Annotated in this window: 19 protein-coding genes; 14 read left to right on the forward strand and 5 right to left on the reverse strand. The window is 62.7% G+C overall.

What is annotated here, in order from left to right; all coding sequences use genetic code 11:
• From ACQ4MM_RS06610 to ACQ4MM_RS06660, 11 genes are all read left to right on the forward strand, one after another.
• The coding region (locus tag ACQ4MM_RS06610; protein ID WP_431476645.1) for an NADH-quinone oxidoreductase subunit M at positions 1-863 on the forward strand (863 nt) is incomplete at its 5' end.
• Between the two features lie 22 nt (positions 864-885).
• Positions 886-2,373, forward strand: coding sequence for an NADH-quinone oxidoreductase subunit NuoN (gene nuoN / locus ACQ4MM_RS06615; RefSeq protein ID WP_431476646.1), 1,488 nt, complete (start codon positions 886-888; stop codon positions 2,371-2,373).
• A gap of 3 nt (positions 2,374-2,376) precedes the next feature.
• The gene (locus tag ACQ4MM_RS06620; protein ID WP_431476647.1) at positions 2,377-2,679 is read left to right on the forward strand and encodes a DUF2818 family protein; all 303 of its coding nucleotides are present in this window, start codon (positions 2,377-2,379) and stop codon (positions 2,677-2,679) included.
• Positions 2,680-2,817: 138 nt separating this feature from the next.
• Positions 2,818-3,375 (forward strand): NUDIX domain-containing protein, encoded by a 558-nt coding sequence (locus ACQ4MM_RS06625; RefSeq protein WP_431476648.1) that lies wholly within the window; start codon positions 2,818-2,820, stop codon positions 3,373-3,375.
• Positions 3,376-3,379: 4 nt separating this feature from the next.
• Positions 3,380-4,087 (forward strand): hypothetical protein, encoded by a 708-nt coding sequence (locus ACQ4MM_RS06630; RefSeq protein ID WP_431476649.1) that lies wholly within the window; start codon positions 3,380-3,382, stop codon positions 4,085-4,087.
• The gene (ispD, locus tag ACQ4MM_RS06635; RefSeq protein WP_431476650.1) at positions 4,084-4,767 is read left to right on the forward strand and encodes a 2-C-methyl-D-erythritol 4-phosphate cytidylyltransferase; all 684 of its coding nucleotides are present in this window, start codon (positions 4,084-4,086) and stop codon (positions 4,765-4,767) included. The genes ACQ4MM_RS06630 and ispD overlap by 4 nt, the downstream gene beginning before the upstream one ends.
• Positions 4,764-5,261: a 2-C-methyl-D-erythritol 2,4-cyclodiphosphate synthase gene (ispF, locus tag ACQ4MM_RS06640; RefSeq protein ID WP_057259361.1), complete on the forward strand. Its 498-nt coding sequence runs from the start codon at positions 4,764-4,766 to the stop codon at positions 5,259-5,261. The genes ispD and ispF overlap by 4 nt, the downstream gene beginning before the upstream one ends.
• A 4-nt stretch (positions 5,262-5,265) precedes the next feature.
• A complete protein-coding gene (locus ACQ4MM_RS06645; protein WP_431476651.1) occupies positions 5,266-6,147 on the forward strand; it encodes a cupin-like domain-containing protein in 882 nt (293 codons plus the stop codon).
• Positions 6,148-6,186: 39 nt separating this feature from the next.
• Entirely contained in the window at positions 6,187-6,489 is a 303-nt protein-coding gene (locus ACQ4MM_RS06650) for a hypothetical protein (protein ID WP_431476652.1), read from the forward strand.
• A 10-nt stretch (positions 6,490-6,499) separates the two neighbouring features.
• Positions 6,500-7,360 (forward strand): hypothetical protein, encoded by an 861-nt coding sequence (locus ACQ4MM_RS06655; RefSeq protein WP_431476653.1) that lies wholly within the window; start codon positions 6,500-6,502, stop codon positions 7,358-7,360.
• Positions 7,361-7,377: 17 nt separating this feature from the next.
• Positions 7,378-7,788, forward strand: coding sequence for a VOC family protein (locus tag ACQ4MM_RS06660; RefSeq protein WP_431476654.1), 411 nt, complete (start codon positions 7,378-7,380; stop codon positions 7,786-7,788).
• On the opposite strand, the gene ACQ4MM_RS06665 is transcribed toward ACQ4MM_RS06660, so the two are convergent.
• The 4 genes from ACQ4MM_RS06665 to ACQ4MM_RS06680 all read right to left on the reverse strand — a co-directional run bounded on the left by ACQ4MM_RS06665 (position 7,789) and on the right by ACQ4MM_RS06680 (position 11,564).
• Positions 7,789-8,766 (reverse strand): FHA domain-containing protein, encoded by a 978-nt coding sequence (locus tag ACQ4MM_RS06665; RefSeq protein WP_431476655.1) that lies wholly within the window; start codon positions 8,764-8,766, stop codon positions 7,789-7,791.
• A 57-nt stretch (positions 8,767-8,823) separates the two neighbouring features.
• Positions 8,824-10,080, reverse strand: coding sequence for a S1 family peptidase (locus tag ACQ4MM_RS06670; protein ID WP_431476656.1), 1,257 nt, complete (start codon positions 10,078-10,080; stop codon positions 8,824-8,826).
• A 33-nt stretch (positions 10,081-10,113) separates the two neighbouring features.
• Positions 10,114-10,767, reverse strand: coding sequence for a GTP cyclohydrolase II (gene ribA / locus ACQ4MM_RS06675; RefSeq protein ID WP_431476657.1), 654 nt, complete (start codon positions 10,765-10,767; stop codon positions 10,114-10,116).
• 98 nt (positions 10,768-10,865) lie between these two features.
• Positions 10,866-11,564: a pirin family protein gene (locus tag ACQ4MM_RS06680; protein WP_431476658.1), complete on the reverse strand. Its 699-nt coding sequence runs from the start codon at positions 11,562-11,564 to the stop codon at positions 10,866-10,868.
• Positions 11,565-11,669: 105 nt separating this feature from the next.
• Here ACQ4MM_RS06680 and ACQ4MM_RS06685 point away from each other — a divergent pair, with 105 nt between their 5' ends.
• The 3 genes from ACQ4MM_RS06685 to ACQ4MM_RS06695 all read left to right on the forward strand — a co-directional run bounded on the left by ACQ4MM_RS06685 (position 11,670) and on the right by ACQ4MM_RS06695 (position 14,195).
• Positions 11,670-12,602, forward strand: coding sequence for a LysR substrate-binding domain-containing protein (locus tag ACQ4MM_RS06685; protein WP_431476659.1), 933 nt, complete (start codon positions 11,670-11,672; stop codon positions 12,600-12,602).
• Positions 12,603-12,678: 76 nt separating this feature from the next.
• Positions 12,679-13,287 (forward strand): glutathione binding-like protein, encoded by a 609-nt coding sequence (locus ACQ4MM_RS06690; protein ID WP_431476660.1) that lies wholly within the window; start codon positions 12,679-12,681, stop codon positions 13,285-13,287.
• On the forward strand, positions 13,284-14,195 hold the full coding sequence (locus tag ACQ4MM_RS06695; protein WP_431476661.1) for a DMT family transporter: 912 nt from the start codon (positions 13,284-13,286) through the stop codon (positions 14,193-14,195). The genes ACQ4MM_RS06690 and ACQ4MM_RS06695 overlap by 4 nt, the downstream gene beginning before the upstream one ends.
• On the opposite strand, the gene ACQ4MM_RS06700 is transcribed toward ACQ4MM_RS06695, so the two are convergent.
• Complete coding sequence (locus ACQ4MM_RS06700) at positions 14,192-14,572, reverse strand: KGG domain-containing protein (RefSeq protein WP_431476662.1); 381 nt, start codon at positions 14,570-14,572, stop codon at positions 14,192-14,194. The genes ACQ4MM_RS06695 and ACQ4MM_RS06700 overlap by 4 nt on opposite strands.
• Positions 14,573-14,597 lie beyond the last annotated feature (25 nt).

Below are 14,597 nucleotides of genomic sequence, written 5' to 3' on the forward strand. Positions count from 1 at the left end.
TCGCCTTCTTCATGGCGTTTGCCGTGAAGGTGCCGATGTTCCCGGTCCACACCTGGCTGCCGGACGTCCACGTGGAAGCGCCGACCGGCGGTTCCGCCGTGCTGGCCGCGATCATGCTGAAACTGGGTGCTTACGGCTTCCTGCGATTCTCGCTGCCGATCGTGCCTGACGCTTCGCACAAGATGGCGCCGTTCGTCATCGTGCTGTCCCTGATCGCCGTGATCTACATCGGTCTGGTGGCCCTGGTGCAGAAAGACATGAAGAAACTGGTGGCGTATTCGTCCATCGCGCACATGGGCTTCGTGACCCTGGGCTTCTTCATGTTCAACGACATGGCAGTGCAGGGCGGTATCGTGCAGATGGTGTCGCACGGCTTCATCTCCGGCGCAATGTTCCTGATGCCATTCGGCGTGCTGTACGACCGCATGCATTCGCGCCAGATCGCCGACTACGGTGGTGTCGTGAACAAGATGCCTAAGTTCGCAGCACTGTTCATCCTGTTCTCCATGGCCAACTGCGGCCTGCCGGCCACTTCCGGCTTCGTCGGCGAGTTCATGGTGATCCTGGGCGCCGTGCAGTTCAACTTCGTGACCGGCATCCTGGCGGCCACCGCCCTGATCTTCGGCGCGGCTTACTCGCTGTGGATGGCCAAGCGCGTGATCTTCGGCGCTATCACCAACCCGCACGTGGAAGAACTGACTGATGTTAACAACCGCGAGTTCCTGATGCTGGGCATCCTGGCGATCGCTGTGCTGGTGATGGGCCTGTACCCAGCGCCATTCACGGACGTGATGCAGGTTTCCGTGGCTGACCTGCTGGCGCATGCCGCTCAAAGCAAGCTGCCAGCCGTCGTGGCCCCTTGATTGCAAATAGGACCAAGTTTTCATGAATACCACTAACCTGATCCCGCTCTACGCAGAAGTCTTTCTGCTGATCGCCGCTTCGGCGATCCTGCTGATCGACATGTTCCTGGACCAGAGCAAACGTGCGATCACCTACATGCTGACGCTGGCCGCCCTGGTGGGCGCCGCCTTCTTCAGCTTTGCCGACTACACGTCCGGCAGCACGGTGTATGCGTTCTCGAACATGTTCATCAGCGACCCGATGGGCAACCTGCTGAAACTGTTCTCCTACCTGACCATGGCGATGACGCTGGTGTATGCGCGCCAGTACTCCACCGACCGCGGCATGTTGGGCGGCAACCTGGGCGGCGAGTTCTACGTCCTGGCGCTGTTCTCCCTGCTGGGCCAGATGGTGATGATCTCGGCCAACAACTTCCTGACCATTTACCTGGGCCTGGAACTGATGTCGCTGTCGCTGTACGCCCTGGTGGCCCTGCGCCGCGACGATGCCCGCGCGACCGAAGCTGCGATGAAGTACTTCATCCTGGGCGCGCTGGCGTCCGGCTTCCTGCTGTATGGCATGTCCATGCTGTACGGTGCGACCGGCACGCTGGATATTTCCCGCGTGGCGACCGCCATCGGCTCCGGCACCGTCGACAAGTCGATCCTGGTCTTTGGCCTGGTGTTCGTGGTGGCTGGCCTGGCCTTCAAACTGGGCGCCGTGCCGTTCCATATGTGGGTACCTGACGTCTACCAGGGCGCGCCAACCGGCGTGACCCTGCTGCTGGGCGGTGCACCGAAGCTGGCGACCTTCGCTATCTGCGTGCGCCTGCTGGTGGAAGGCATGCTGCCAATGGCATTCGACTGGCAGCAGATGCTGATGATCCTGGCCGTGCTGTCGCTCGCGATCGGTAACCTGACCGCGATTGCACAGACCAACCTGAAGCGCATGCTGGCTTACTCCACCATCGCGCAAATGGGCTTCGTGCTGCTGGGCCTGATGGCTGGCGTGGTTGGCGGCCACGATAGCGCCAACGCTGCCGCGGCCTACTCGGCTGCCATGTACTACTCGATCACCTATGTGCTGACCACCGTCGGTTCGTTCGGCCTGATCATGGTACTGGCGCGCCAGGGCTTCGAAGCGGAAGAAATCGACGACTTCAAAGGCCTGTCCAAACGCAGCCCGGCCTACGCGCTGCTGATGTCCGTGCTGATGTTCTCGCTGGCCGGCGTGCCTCCGATGATGGGCTTCGCCGCCAAGTTCGCCGTGCTGCAATCGGTGCTGGCGACCGGCGCCGTGTGGCTGACCGTGTTCGCCGTGATGTTCTCGCTGGTGGGCGCGTTCTACTACATCCGCCTGGTGAAAGTGATGTGGTTTGACGAGCCGGCCGACAGCACCCCGCTGTCCGTCAGCAGCGACAAGGGCATTGTGCTGGCACTGAACGGCCTGGCCGTCGTGGTGCTGGGCATGATTCCAGGCCCGCTGCTGAACGCGTGCATGGCGGCCATGCAGAAAACCCTGGCTTCCTGATAGATGGACGTCAATGCATCATCCTGGCTGGTCATCCTGCTTGCAGTGGTGGCCGCCAACCTGCCTTTTCTGAACGATAAGGTATTTGCCCTGGTTCCGCTGAAAGCCGCGCGCAAGCCATTCCTGGTGCGGCTGGCGGAACTGGCAGTGCTGTATGTCGTCGTCGGCGGCATCGGCATCGCGCTCGAATCCCGCATCGGCACCGCGTTTCCGCAGAACTGGGAGTTCTACTGGGTCGCGGCTTTCGCTTTCCTGGTGTTTGCTTTTCCTGGCTTCGTGGTACGCTACCTGCGGAAACACCACTGATAAAACCGGCAAGGGTAGGGTTGTGCGGCTTTGATCTTCTCAATAAGTCAAAAGCCCTAAACCACCCCTAAGCCGTAAAACCGTTGAGGGTCTGACCCTGCGGGTCAGACCCTGGTTTACCGGTTTTAGAAAGCAACCATGGACAAACACCTCAAAGAAACCAAAATAGACGGCAGCATCGCCTACGACGGCGGCTTCCTCAAAGTCCACCGCGACACGGTCAGCCTGCCCGACGGCAAGCACACCAAGCGCGAATACATCCGCCACCCCGGCGCCGTAGTGATCATCCCCGTGCTGGACAACGGCAAGGTGCTGCTGGAGCGGCAATACCGCTACCCGAACGACCGCGTCTTCATCGAACTCCCGGCCGGCAAGATCGACCCGGGCGAGGATCCGCTGGCCTGCGCCATGCGCGAGCTGGAAGAAGAGACCGGCTACACCGCCACCGACTGGCAATTCGTCAGCACCATCCACAATGCCATCGCTTATTCGGACGAGCACCTGGACATCTTCCTGGCGCGCGGCCTGACCGCAGGCGAAGTTAAGCTGGACGACGGCGAGTTCATCGAAACCATCACCGTCAGCGTCGACGAAATGCTGGACTGGGTCCGCAGCGGCAAGATCACTGACGTCAAGACCGTGATCGGCGCCTTCTGGCTCGACAAGCTGCGCGCAGGCGCCTGGAAGCTGGACTGAGGCGATGAATGCCGCGTGCAGCCTGCTGTTGGTTGGGGCCCTTGCGGCAAACCAGGTGCAGGCGGCGCAGGTACACCGTACGCCATTCCAGATCCGCTGCGAGGACACGATCAGCAAGACAGTCTCGGTATTGTCGGCGCGCCAGAACGGCTACACGGTCAATACGCAGCTCTCGTACAGGCAGCTCTCCGCCATGCGCACCGAAAAGATGCCGGCCACCGGTTATGTGCTGGGCCTGACCCGCACCGAGTCGCGCGTGCAGATCGGCCTTGACGGCCCGATGCTCATGGATCCGGCCAGCGGCTATGAATGCGTGGCGCCGCAGATCAAGGTGCAGCTGACGTACGCGCCAGTACGCATCTACGTCGGCAACGAGTTCCCGCCCGGCACTTGCGGCTATGCCGAAATCCTGACGCACGAACTGCGCCACATGAACGCCTATATGGACCATCTGGTCAAGGTTGAGGAGGTCGTGCGCACGGCACTTGCGCGGCGTTTCGAGGCCAAGCCGCTGTACGCGCCGGCCGGCACCGCGCGCTCGGCGCTGGCGCACGAAATCGATAGCGGCTGGCTGCCCTATATCAAGGCCGAAATGGCCAAGGTGGAAGTGCAGCAGGCATTGATCGACTCGCCGGCTGAATATGCCCGCTTGAGCAAGGCGTGCAACGGCGAGATACAAACAATTTTAAGGAAGTCACGTAACAAAAAATGAAGCGATACTTCGCACTGATTCCCGCAGCCGGCGTTGGCGCGCGCATGGCAGCCTCCAGTCCCAAGCAGTATCTGCCGATTAACGGCGTGCCGATGCTGCAGCACACGCTGGACGCATTCCGCCACAGCGCACTGATCGCCCACACCTATGTGGTGGTGAGCGCCGGCGACGGCTACATTGATTCCATCACGCCCGAACTCGGCGTGACTGTCTTGCGCTGCGGCGGCGCCACGCGCATGGAGTCGATCCTGAACGGCCTGCGCGCCATCCGCGCCGCTGTGGGCGATGACGACCTGGTGCTGGTGCACGATGCGGCGCGCCCCGGCCTGACACCGGCCCTGATCGCCAAGCTGATCGCAGCAGTGGGTGAACATGAAGGCGGCGGACTGCTAGCACTGCCGGTGGTGGACACTGTAAAGTCCACGCGTACCGGCGCAGTGCAGACCACGCCGCGCGATGGCCTGTGGCTGGCACAGACGCCGCAGATGTTTTCGTACGCGCTGCTGCTGCGGGCGCTGGCGCTGGCGCCGGATCCGAACGCGATTACCGATGATGCCAGCGCGGTCGAGATGCTGGGCTTCTCGCCCAAGCTGGTGGAAGGCCACCCGCGCAATATGAAGGTGACGCTGCCGAGCGATATCGCGATCGCAGAAATGTATTTAGGACAGGATTCAAAATGACGCAACTCCCATTCCGTATTGGCCAGGGCTATGACTCGCACCGCCTGGTTGAGGGCCGCAAGCTGATACTCGGCGGGGTCGAGATCCCGCACGAACGCGGCTTGCTCGGACACTCGGATGCCGACGCGCTGCTGCACGCGATCACCGACGCCATCCTCGGTGCGGCGGCGCTTGGCGATATCGGCAAACATTTCCCGGATACCGCCGAAGAATTCCGCGGTGCCGATTCGCGCGTGCTGCTGCGCGAGGCAGCCAAGCGTGTGCGCGCCACCGGCTACGATATCGGCAATGTGGATTGCACCATCATCGCGCAGCGCCCGAAGATGGCGCCGCATATCGCCACCATGGCGGCCAACATCGCCGCTGACCTGGGGGTGCCGGTCGGCCACGTGAACGTCAAGGCCAAGACCAATGAGAAGTTAGGCTATCTCGGCCGCGAGGAAGGCATCAACGCCGAAGCTGTGGCGCTGCTGGTGCTGCGCCAGGGGGCTTGAGGCCATGACGTCACGCCTGCCGCCGCTTGAAGCCTCGCGCAGCGTCCCGGCCGAAGAGTCGGCGCAAGCCGCCAAAGCCGAAGCACGCGAGCGGCGCGATGCAGCGGTGCGCGGCGTTTCGTCGATGCAGGAAATGCGCGAAGCAATCCGCATTGCGGCCCGCGCTTTGCCGGCCATCGATGCGGTGCCGCGTGTCCGAGCTATGAGCGCAACAGCATTCCGCGCCCGTGCGCGCGAGGGATTGCCATTCCTGATTCCTGGTGCCGTCGCGCGCTGGCCGATCTGCGCACTCGGTCCGGAAGTACTGCGCGAGCGTTTCGGCGATGTGCATGTACGCGCCCGGGTTGGCGACTACATCGGCACCGCCTTCGCGCCTGACCGTGCGATGTTGGACACGACCATGCGCGAATACCTCGACATTGCCGATGCGACCGAAGGCTTGCCGCCATACCTGGGCAACCTGGAGCTGCGCGAGTTGAACAGCCTGTGCCACTGGCCGACATATTTCGAAAAGATGGGGCCGCCGCGCTTCTGGATCGGCCCCGCAGGAACCGTCACGCCGCTGCACTGCGACTTCGACGACAACATCTTCGCGCAAGTGTGGGGCACCAAGCGCATCTTCCTGGCGCCGCCGCACCACGACGAATTCCTTTACACCCGCGAAGCGAATCCGGTCCTGTTCGGCAGCCCATTCGACCCCGAAGCGCCGGACTTCGATCGCTATCCACTGGCGCGTCAAGCCACGCTGGTCGAGGTGATCGTGCAACCGGGCGACATGCTGTACGTTCCCGCCGGCTGGTACCACCAGGTCCGCGCGCTGACATTCTCACTTTCATCCAACCGCTGGGCGCGTGGAAAACCGTTTGCGCTGGGTGAAGGCGCATAGCGCTGGGCGGTGTTGAGATGGATCAGGTAAGATCGCGGGATGACAAGGGATACTTTTGATTACCGCGACGTGGCGGTGGAGTCGGTCGAGGAATATGGCCGGGTAGTGGTGCGGCCGGTAAATGGGCAGGCGTTCAGCCCGGAGATGCGGGTGGAGTGTTCGCGGCAATTGCGCGATACGGCCGTCTATCCGCTTGGTACTTGCTTCCTTGTACTGGCGAAGATGACTGACCGCCTGGGCGGTGAGCCGTACCTGTATGTCTTCCATGGCGATCCGGTCAAGGTGCTGTCGCCGGCGCAGTTGGAGACCTTCCTCAATGACCGCCGCCGCTTGCGGATTTAGGAGAACTTCGATGAAGCTTGCTTTTGCCGCTTTGCTGGCGATGCCTGCGCTGGCTTTGGCGCAGGCGGCCGATCCGCAGCCTGACGAGTTGCTGCAAATCGCTTTTCCGAAGTGGAAGGATGAGGAGGGCGGCCGCGTGCAGTCAATCCCGACCAGCGCCGTAACGCGCAGCTGGAATGCAAAGCAGGGCAAGAAGCGTAATGTGATCGTGCTGCCGCGCCAAGCGGTGCGCGTTGCTCCGGACCGCATCGTGCTGCTGGCAACCCTGATGCCGGCCGGTGATGGCGGTGAGCCGCAAGTGGCGCACGGTACGCCGGTGGGCCTTGCCGCCTATACCTTCAAGCCCGGCAAGGATGGATGGACGACCGCCAAGCGACAGGAGCCGTTTGACCTGCAGGGTTTTGAAGGACGGGCGCAGATGGCATTGGCGCCATCGCCGGCGATGGCGCAGGTGCTTCAAGTCACTTGGGGAAGCTGCTGGCAAGGGCGATGTGTGGACGTCTTCGCGCTGTATGCAATCGGCGCCGACGGCGTTAAACCGAAGCCGCTGGTGCTGCAGAAGATCAAGGGCGGCAATGTTTACTCTCGCCCCGATTGCGTCGACCGGTTGGCCGGCGTGGCGCAGGGCTTGCCCCCGGCTGATCCGGCGTACGCCGATGATAAAGTACCGCCGGGCCAATGTTATGCCATCGAAGGCCATTGGGACATCACTGGCCCAGGCGCACTGACGCTGCGCTTCACCGGTGCCATGAGCAAGGCGGGCAAGCAAGGCAATGCGCCGGCACAGCGTATCGACCAGGCGATGAAATTCGAACTGCGTGGCGGGCGTTACGTGCCCGTCTCAGGCAGCAATCCGATTCCAGATGCATAAACCCAAGGAGACTTACGTTGATCAAGATCCGCGAGATTGACCATATCGTATTGCGCGTCGTCGATGCCGACCGCATGATCCGCTTCTACACCGAGGTACTTGGGTGCACCATCGAGCGCCGCCAGGACGAAATCGGACTGATCCAGCTGCGCGCCGGCAGTTCGCTGGTGGACCTGGTGCCGATCGACAAGAAGCTGGGCAAGATGGGCGGCGCCGCGCCGGGCAAGGAAGGCCGCAATGTCGACCATTTCTGTTTCCGCGTGGAGCCGTTTGACGAAGCAGCGATGCGCGCCCATTTAAGTGCACACGACGTGGCGAACGGTCCGTCCGAGTCGCGCTATGGCGCGGAGGGCGAGGGGCCGTCGATCTACGTCAACGACCCTGAAGGCAACACCGTCGAACTGCGCGGCGCGCCTTACGCGAGCTGATTACTCGTCGTCGTCCTCGTCGTCTTTCTTGAGCTTCGAGGACTTGCGCGCTTCGTCGGCCGCCGCTTTCAGCTTGGCCGCATCGCCCATGAATTCATCCACGCTGTGGTCCTGGCTGCGGCGCACTTCCGGCGGCAAGATCACCGACATGTACAGTTCATCGCGCAGGCGGCCGGCATTCTCATGATTGCGCATCAGGATCAGGCCCGAGCCCAAGGCCAGGAACACCGCGCAGGAAGAAATGAAGGCACGCGGCTTGAGTGGTTTGACGGTGCGCAGGTGGTGATAGATCATCGCCACCAGGATCAGCATCACCACGTGGTTGCCATAGCGTGTGAACGCCTCGGCTGACCAGGCATAGGCCAGCACGCTGCTCAGGGCCTTCCATGCTCCGATTGCCACCAGGCCGCTGCCGAGGATGAACAGGTGGCGCCCCAGGCGTGCATGGCCGCCGAACAGGCGATTGGCCAATGCCCAGACGCCGCTCCACACCATGCCGGCGCCAATCCCGGTGACAATCACCAGCAAGTAGCGGATGGCCTGGAAGGCGCCGGTATCGGACAGCGCTTCGGTGACCCCGACGAACAGCGCGATCAAGGCCATGCCTGCCAGGGCTGGTACGCCGCCTTCCCACGCGTGCATGGTAGTGTCGGTGACTTCGGCTTCCACCGGGAAGGCCGCGTCGCGCACGCGCAGGCGGGTGTGGCCGAGGCGAACCACGGTGGTGCCGTTGATCGGCACCGAGGCCAGGCGTTTGCCGTGCACGACGATGCCGTTCTGGCTGCCCAGGTCGCGCATCACCAGCGCGCCATCTTCAGCCAGTTCCACTACGGCGTGGGTAGCCGCGGTATGCGCATCGTCGAGGATGAAATCGTTGTTGTAGCCGCGGCCGATGGTGAGCGGCAGCTTGTCGACGCGGTGGCGGTGCAGCACATCGCCATTGCGCGCCAGGGTCTCGATGAAGAACGGGCCGTTCATTTCTTGCCCCCGCGCGCCAGCGATTCGAGGAAGGCACGCGAGGCACGCAGGCCGTTTTCATACGATACGCCGCGTGCATCGAGGCGGCTTTGCAGGTTCATCTTGCCTTCGTCGGTGCTGGAGGTCAGCAGGGCGAAGTCGTACAGGCCGTCGAACTTGCGGTAGGCGCGCACGCACATCACGGCGCGCATCGGCAAGGTGCTGTTCTTGACGAATTGTTCGGGTGCACATCGGGCCGGTCAGGCGCTTGTCCTTGTGGCTGCCGAAGTTCTCGTTCTTGAACGAGTTGCTGGACAGGACAGCGAAGCGCACTTCATCCAGGCCGGTGCTCTTCATGTACTGGTGCTGGATCTGCACCTGGCCGGTTTGCAGCGAGCCCGAAACGAACAGCGAGGACTCCATCTGGCAATTGGTGACCTCGACCGAGAATGAATCGCGGTCGTTGGATCGTCCCCAGCAGCGCATCTGCTCCGATTCGCGCACCGGCACCGAGTACGGGCCCATGGCCTTGGCAGTCAGCGGTTTGCCCAGCAACTGGTCGATCATGGCCTTCTGGTGCACCAGCAGTTGCTGGGCGACGATGGCGGTGAAATCTTTCGGCGGCTTGGCTTCCGGATCGACTTTCTTCAGCAGTTCCTGCGCGTAGCGGGCCGGGACCAGGAAGGACACCAGCTCGCCATCCAGGCGCTTGGAGACGTTGATGCCGGCCACCGCGCCATCCACGGTCACGCTCGGGCCGCCGCTCATGCCGGCGTTGATCGGACCGGTGAACATCAGTTGTTCGTAGAAGCTGCGCGCGATCACGCCGTTGAACGAGCCCTCGGAGATGGCAAAGCCCAGGTCGAGCGGATTGCCCAGCGAGTAAAGGTATTGGCCCTGCGTCAGCGCGACCGGCTTGTCGCCCAGCTTGAAGTAGCCGGTGCCGTAGCGGTTGACGCGTACCACGGCCAGGTCGTGCAGCACGTCCACCGCCAGCAATTCAATGTTGCCGCGCTGGCCGGCGGTATCGACCCATTCGCCGGTGTAGGTGTCCGGGTCGAGCGCGAACTGGGAGACCACGTGGTAGTTGGTTAGCACCAGGTTGGAGGTGCCGACCAGGAAACCGGAACCGACCGAGGATTGGGTGCGGCCGGTTTTCAGCAGCGAGCGAACTTGCAGCAGGTCGGCCTTGGCGGCGGAATAGAGTTTTTGCGCGGTGCTCGATGGTGTCGGCAGCGCGACTGCATCGGGAGCGGTGGCGGGAGCTTGCTGGGCGTTGACTGCTGCACAGCCCCAGGTCAAAGTCAGTAGTAAAGCAAGTTTAGTGAATTTCATCTAATCCTTCGACCGGGGGCAGTGAGGCGGGGATTACAGCTCGCCGTCTTCGGCGGCAGGCGGGGTGACTGGGGTCATCATATGTCCCAGTTTGAGCGCCTTGGTATTCAGGTAGTGCTGGTTGAAGGCGTTGCGGTTGACCAGCAGCGGCACCCGTTCGGCCACATCGACGCCGAGGGCGCCCATGGCCGCGATCTTGCGCGGGTTGTTGGTCATCAGCTTCAGGCTTTTCACACCGAACTGCTTGAGCATCGGCTCCACCAGGGCGTAGTTGCGCTGGTCGGGCTTGAAGCCCAGTTGTTCGTTGGCTTGCACGGTGTCGGCGCCTTGCTCCTGCAGGCGATAGGCGCGCATCTTGTTGATCAGGCCAATGCCGCGGCCTTCCTGGCGCAGGTAGAGCAGCACGCCGCGGCCTTCTTCGGCGATGCGTTTCAGCGCGCCTTCAAGCTGGGCGCCGCAGTCGCAGCGCTGCGAGAACAGCACGTCGCCGGTCAGGCATTCGGAGTGGACGCGTGCCAGCACCGGCTCGCCATTGCCGATATCGCCCAGCACCATGGCCAGGTGTTCCTTGCCGGTGGCATGTTCGACGAAGGCATGCAGCGTGAACTGAGCCCACGGCGTCGGCAGGGCGCACGAGGTGACGTAGTCCAGGTCTTCTTTTACCGGTTGTTCTGCTACGGGCTGCATGATGCTCTTTCAATCTTTGTATTGTGGAACCCTGCAATCATAACAAAAACCCGGTAAATCTGGGTCTGACCCTGCGGGTCAGACCCCGGGTTACCGGTTTAAGGCAGGTCGAACAGCAAGACTTCAACATTATCGGCACCGGACAGCGTCACCGACTCCTCGCCAGTAATCTTGACAGCATCACCACCTTTCAGCGCGCAGCCGTTGACGCTAATGGCGCCGCGGATGACGTGGACATAAGCCTGGCGCCCAGTGCCCAGCGTATGCACCGCACCTTCGCCGCCATTCAGGATGGAGGCGTAGATAAAGGCATCCTGGTGCACCAGCACCGACCCGTCTCGCCCATCCGGCGAGGCAATCAGGCGCAGGGCGCCGGTTTTGCTCTCTGGCGTGAAGTGCTTTTCCTCGTAACCTGGCTCGATGCCGCCTTGCGAAGGCTGGATCCAGATCTGCAGGAAGTGCACGCCTTCCTGGTTCGAGTGGTTGTACTCGGAGTGGCGCACGCCGGTACCCGCCGTCATGCGCTGCACGTCGCCGTAATGCAGGACCGAGCCGTTGCCCATGCTGTCCTTGTGTTCCAGCGCGCCGCTCAGCACATAGGAGATGATCTCCATGTCGCGGTGGCCGTGGGTGCCGAACCCCTGGCCTGGCGACACTTTGTCTTCGTTAATCACCAGAAGCGGTCCGAAACCGACGTGTTTCGGATCGTGGTAGTGGCCGAAGGAGAAGCTGTGGCGGGAATCCAGCCAGCCAAAGTTGGCAACACCGCGGTCTTCAGATTTACGTACTTGCAACATAATTAGCTCCTTGTGCGATAATTTCGATCAGATGTTTCACAGTATAGGCGTGAACAATCGTGTTAAAAAGCGAATAATTTGCCTCTCTATGATCGAAAAAATCGAATGCTCAGATTAAGCCTTGAAGCCTTGCAAATCGTGGACGCCATCGACCGTGGCGGCTCCTTCGCCGCGGCGGCACGTGAGTTGTACCGCGTGCCGTCTACAATTTCCTACACAGTGGGCAAGCTGGAAGAGGAGCTTGGCGTGCAGGTGTTCGAACGTTTCGGGCCGCGCGTCGAACTGACGCCGGCCGGCCATGAACTGTTGAAGGAGGGGCGCTACCTGCTGAAGGCGGCGGCCGACCTGGAACAGCGCGTGCGGCGCGTGGCGTCGGGCTGGGAAACGGAACTGGCTGTCGGCCTCGATTCCATGTTCGGCGCCGCCGTGCTGGCGCCGGACGTGCGCGCCTTCTACGAAGTGACGCAGCAAACCCGCCTGCGCCTGGTGCAGGAAACACTGGGCGGCAGTTGGGAAGCCTTGCTGGATCGGCGTATCGATATTGTGGTCGGCGCACCGGGCGATGGTCCGCCTGGCGGGGGCTATGTGTCGCAGCCGATCGGCCGGTTGAAATGGGTGTTCGCGGTCGCGCCGCAGCATGCGCTGGCGCAGGTGCCGGGACGCCTGGGACGCAACGACTTGCAGCACCATCGCGCGATTGCCACCGCTGATTCGGCACGCCTGCTGGCGCCGCGCACGGTCGGCCTGGTGCTGGGGCAGGACACCCTGACCGTGCCGACCATGCAAGCCAAATTCGATTACCAGTTGGCTGGCGTGGGCTTCGGTTTCCTGCCGGAGCGCTGCGCGCGCGCGGCGATTGCCGCCGGCCTTCTGGTCGAGAAGGAAGTGGAAGAACCGAAACCGGACGAAACCTTCTACCTGGCATGGCGCAGTGGCGAGTCCGGAGCGGCGCTGCACTGGTGGCGGCAGCGCATGGCGGAAGCGGGCTTGTTCGACCGGCTATGTTCCCACCTGCCAAGCATCGCGCTGGCCCTATAGAATTCATCGTTCCTGGACCTTTGTTGGGGCCAGGTTGCGGTGCACACTATCCCTGACAAAATCGAAAGGGATAGCCATGCTGGACTTCTACTACGTCGCGACACCCCAAGGGCAGCAATTGCTGATGTTGCTGGAAGAGACCGGGCTACCATTTCGCCGCATTCCCAAGGCAAAGTCGCTGGCGATGGTCGACCATTGGCCGATGGATGCCGGCGAGCCGCTGCCGCTGCTGGAATCGGGCGCCATGCTGCTCTACCTGGCCGAAAAGGCGGGATTCGGCGTGCCGGCCGGCATGCGCGCGCGAACTGAGGCGCGCCAGTGGCTGTTCTGGCAGAAGTCGTTCGAATGTCATGGCAATGTGACTGCTGAGCTGTTCAGTACGCTCGACAGGCAGCTTGCTGAGCAGGCCTATCTGTGCGGCGCGCAATACTCGGTGGCCGATATCGCATGCTTCCCCTGGGTCAGTTCGCGCGGCGCCCACCTTGCGGCCTATCCCAACCTGGCGCGCTGGTTCCATGCCATCAGCCAACGCCCCGCCACACAGCGCGCCTACGGCCGCGAAGGCCGCGAAATGTCCACTTTGGGGTCAGGAACGAAAGTGGACATTTTTGCCTCTGGCGAAATGTCCACTTTCGTTCCTGACCCCGAGGTGGACATTTCTGCGCTGGCGGGGGTGTTGCCATGAGGCGGGGGGATGCGGGGAGCATGCTGTCGGTGGCGGCGATCTGGGGTGCGTCTTATCTGTTCATCCGCGTCGGGGCGCCGGAGTTCGGCGCTGCGGCGATGGGTGGGGTGCGGGCGGTGGCGGCGGCGCTGCTGTTGTTGCCGCTGCTGGTGTGGTGCGGCCAGATGGGAACACTGCGCAAGCATTGGCGCGGCATCGGCTTTGTCGGGGTGACGAATGCGGCGCTGCCGTTCCTGCTGTTCAATTTCGCGGCGCTGACGATTCCGGCCGGCCTGTCGTCCATCCTGAGCGCGACCACGCCTTTGTTTGCGGCGCTGATCGGCGCTATCTGGCTTGGTGAACGGCTGACTTTGACGCGCATGGCCGGCTTGTCGCTGGGCTTTGGTGGGGTGGTGTTGCTGGTAGCTGGAAAGCTGCATTTCCTGCCGCAGCAAGATATGTTGCGCACGGTGCTGGCTGCGCTGGCGTGCTTGGCGGCGACGCTGTTGTATGGGATCTCGGGCAATTTCAGCAAGCGCTACCTGGCCGAGGCGCCGCCGCTGGCGGTGGCAACCGGCAGCCAGATGGTGGCGGCCGTCCTCCTGGCTGGTCCGGCACTGGTGTGGTGGCCAACTGCACCACCTTCGGCCAAGGCCTGGGGCGCGGTGTTGGCGCTGGCTGCACTGTGCACGACCTTTGCTTACGTGTTGTTCTTCGGCTTGATTGCTCGGCTGGGTGCCAGCAAGGCGATGAGTGCGCTGTTCCTGATTCCTGCCTTCGGCGTGCTGTGGGGCTGCCTGTTGCTGGGAGAGGCTTTCTCGCTGCAGATGGGATTGAGCTGCCTGGTGATCCTCGCGGGTTGCGCGCTGACCACCGGGCTGGTTGAACCGTCGCGCTGGACGGTTCCGTTCACGACGGGGCGCGCTTAGCGCTTGTCATCGTTTTTGTGGCTCTGACGGCCGGCTTCGGCATGCTGCTCAGGGGTGCCGCCACGGGTGCCGGCTCCGCTACCACCGCTACCACCGCTGCCGCTTTGGCGGCTGCCGCCATCGGATTCGGAACCCGACTGGCGGTTGCCGTCATTTTTGTGGCTCATGCTGCCGGCCTTGCGTGCTTCTTCCGAGGTGAACTCGTGCGCATTGCCGGATGCATGGGCTGCCTTGCCGCCTTCGCTGGCGATTTCACGCTGGCGCTCTGGATCCATCGAGGCGAAGCCACGGTTGCTGGTGTCGCCGCTTTGGCGATTGCCGCCCTGGTTGCCCGACTGTTTGGAGCCGCCGCGATTGTCTTGATTGCTGGATGCCATGATCATCTCCCATTTCGGTTCGAGG

The sequence above is a fragment of the Massilia eburnea genome (assembly GCF_050709955.1).
Lineage (GTDB): Bacteria > Pseudomonadota > Gammaproteobacteria > Burkholderiales > Burkholderiaceae_D > Rugamonas > Rugamonas eburnea_A.

Coding starts and splice junctions, on each gene's coding strand:
- nuoN (WP_431476646.1), top strand. CDS start 886: ATGAATACCACTAACCTGATCCCGCTCTACGCAGAAGTCTTTCTGCTG.
- ACQ4MM_RS06620 (WP_431476647.1), top strand. CDS start 2,377: ATGGACGTCAATGCATCATCCTGGCTGGTCATCCTGCTTGCAGTGGTG.
- ACQ4MM_RS06625 (WP_431476648.1), top strand. CDS start 2,818: ATGGACAAACACCTCAAAGAAACCAAAATAGACGGCAGCATCGCCTAC.
- ACQ4MM_RS06630 (WP_431476649.1), top strand. CDS start 3,380: ATGAATGCCGCGTGCAGCCTGCTGTTGGTTGGGGCCCTTGCGGCAAAC.
- ispD (WP_431476650.1), top strand. CDS start 4,084: ATGAAGCGATACTTCGCACTGATTCCCGCAGCCGGCGTTGGCGCGCGC.
- ispF (WP_057259361.1), top strand. CDS start 4,764: ATGACGCAACTCCCATTCCGTATTGGCCAGGGCTATGACTCGCACCGC.
- ACQ4MM_RS06645 (WP_431476651.1), top strand. CDS start 5,266: ATGACGTCACGCCTGCCGCCGCTTGAAGCCTCGCGCAGCGTCCCGGCC.
- ACQ4MM_RS06650 (WP_431476652.1), top strand. CDS start 6,187: ATGACAAGGGATACTTTTGATTACCGCGACGTGGCGGTGGAGTCGGTC.
- ACQ4MM_RS06655 (WP_431476653.1), top strand. CDS start 6,500: ATGAAGCTTGCTTTTGCCGCTTTGCTGGCGATGCCTGCGCTGGCTTTG.
- ACQ4MM_RS06665 (WP_431476655.1), bottom strand. CDS start 8,766: ATGAACGGCCCGTTCTTCATCGAGACCCTGGCGCGCAATGGCGATGTG.
- ACQ4MM_RS06670 (WP_431476656.1), bottom strand. CDS start 10,080: ATGAAATTCACTAAACTTGCTTTACTACTGACTTTGACCTGGGGCTGT.
- ribA (WP_431476657.1), bottom strand. CDS start 10,767: ATGCAGCCCGTAGCAGAACAACCGGTAAAAGAAGACCTGGACTACGTC.
- ACQ4MM_RS06680 (WP_431476658.1), bottom strand. CDS start 11,564: ATGTTGCAAGTACGTAAATCTGAAGACCGCGGTGTTGCCAACTTTGGC.
- ACQ4MM_RS06685 (WP_431476659.1), top strand. CDS start 11,670: ATGCTCAGATTAAGCCTTGAAGCCTTGCAAATCGTGGACGCCATCGAC.
- ACQ4MM_RS06690 (WP_431476660.1), top strand. CDS start 12,679: ATGCTGGACTTCTACTACGTCGCGACACCCCAAGGGCAGCAATTGCTG.
- ACQ4MM_RS06695 (WP_431476661.1), top strand. CDS start 13,284: ATGAGGCGGGGGGATGCGGGGAGCATGCTGTCGGTGGCGGCGATCTGG.
- ACQ4MM_RS06700 (WP_431476662.1), bottom strand. CDS start 14,572: ATGGCATCCAGCAATCAAGACAATCGCGGCGGCTCCAAACAGTCGGGC.